Raw genomic sequence first — 1762 nt, 5'->3', positions numbered from 1 at the left:
CCAGTCGCGGCGAAGGGCAAAGGAGCAACGACGAAGAGAGGGCATAAAGGGGCGACGACGAAAAGTTTTTGCGGCACCAGGCAAAAAGTTTTTGGCGGCGTGCACTTCACCCCTTTCTGCCTGAACCGGCGGTGCTACGAACGGCCCTCCGCGCTTGGACTGACCGGAACAGGTCCGCCGCGCGCGAAAACGGCAAGAACACACCCCGGACGGCTTTGCCGGTCCGGTCCTCAGCGGCCACGGCTTTATGTGGCCAGTGAACGCGACGGCGCAGCCGTCTGCAGCCGTTGACCCTGGACATCAGCCCGAAACCGCTCGCGGCCGAAACCCGCAGGGGTTCGGTGGCGCTTGGCGGCTTTGCCGCTTAGCGACATAGGGCTCGACGACCCGGCTTGCCGGGAAGCCGAAGGTGGCCCCGGCTTTTGCTGTTGCTTTTGCTGTTGCTGTTGCTGTTGACTGACAGCGAACTGATTTCATCGATTAAAATCAGTCACATGTGAAAGATCTATCTGTCATTTCATATCAAGCTGACCAGTAATGGCGGCGGAGCGGTCGCCGCAGGCGGCCAGGGGGGTTTACGCGCGCTCAGCCGGGTCCGCTGCCGGACGCGGGCCCCCCTTTCTGCCCCCCGCTGCGCTCACTGCTCAGCACATTCATGGCCTGTCACGTTTATCTGGCCAGTACTGTCATAACCGTTTTCATTGCCTCGTTTTCGACCGGCCAGTGACGGGCACCGGCACCAGGCCCGGCCTGAGCATCTTTTAACCGCATAAAATCTTCTGCCACACTCAGCACCGCCGCCAGCGCGCCGGCAGGCACGCTTACTTCGCGCATTTCCTCCCGTTCTTCTTCACGCAGGTTATTCAGCATGTCCCTTACCGCCTCCCGGCCGATACCGTACCGGCGGTGATCACCTTCGTCGGCAATAAACGACAGTACCCGGCCGGCCTCTCTTTCCGTGATATCCATACACTCCGCTGCGTTCATCACGTCATCCATCCTCCAGATCAATACTGAAAGCGGGTTTTCTTCATCAAACAACTCAGTCAGGCGCGTGCTGATCTCTTTTACAGTGCCGTGCATCATGTCTTTTATCCTCAGCGGGCGGCAAAGCCGCCCGCGTAGTTAATCAGTCCAGCGCGCGGAAAATGGCGTCAGCTTCGTGATGCTCACCGGCGTAGTTCATCAGCTGCCGGTGGCGCTCGCAGTAGTGCGCACAGAGTTCTTCCTCATCGTGGCGGTCATACATCCAGCTCCGGTGATTGAGAACCAGCGCGGTGATGATGATCCCCGCCGCCTCCGCGCTTACGTCCAGCTCGCTGTAATTGCCCGGATCTGAAAAGTGCCAGCGCGCCTCCCCTTCCGGCTTCATAAAGCCGCCGCCGCCGGGCAGCTGCGCGAACTCCCATACGCCGCCGTCATAGTCGCTGAGAAAACGATCGGCATACTGGTATATATTGAGTTCGGCGCGCATGAAATCGCCGGCAAAAAGCATCGGCAGAAAGCGCATTTTCACGTAACCGTCCAGGATTTGCGCCGGCTGGGGCGCGTACAGTGCTGTGTTCATCAGAAACCTCCGCAGTCAGAGTGGATAACCGTTCCGTCCTGTGCCGTGACTGAATGACAGCCCGGCGAAAAGCGGAGTGTTCAGGAGCGACGCCGCAGGCCGCAGCGCAAGCGAGCGGGAGGCGGGATAACGGACGGCGGCGACGCGAAGCATGAGCGGAGGCGCGACGGGAGTGAGCCCGCCGGAGCGAGTGCG

At 60.5% G+C, this 1762-nt stretch carries 2 protein-coding genes; both read right to left on the bottom strand.

The genetic code is table 11. The annotated features are described in order from the left end of the window. Window positions 1-669 precede the first annotated feature (669 nt). Window positions 670-1086 carry a DUF1380 family protein gene (locus CBW22_RS25330; RefSeq protein ID WP_088518202.1) on the bottom strand — a complete coding sequence of 139 codons (417 nt, stop codon included), beginning with the start codon at window positions 1084-1086 and terminating at the stop codon, window positions 670-672. A 43-nt stretch (window positions 1087-1129) separates the two neighbouring features. After that, the gene (locus CBW22_RS25325; protein ID WP_088518201.1) at window positions 1130-1567 is read right to left on the bottom strand and encodes an antirestriction protein; all 438 of its coding nucleotides are present in this window, start codon (window positions 1565-1567) and stop codon (window positions 1130-1132) included. Window positions 1568-1762 lie beyond the last annotated feature (195 nt).

This window comes from Pantoea sp. VS1 (genome assembly GCF_002207995.1).
Lineage (GTDB): Bacteria > Pseudomonadota > Gammaproteobacteria > Enterobacterales > Enterobacteriaceae > Pantoea > Pantoea dispersa.
This window is presented reverse-complemented; position numbering and strand designations above follow the sequence as displayed.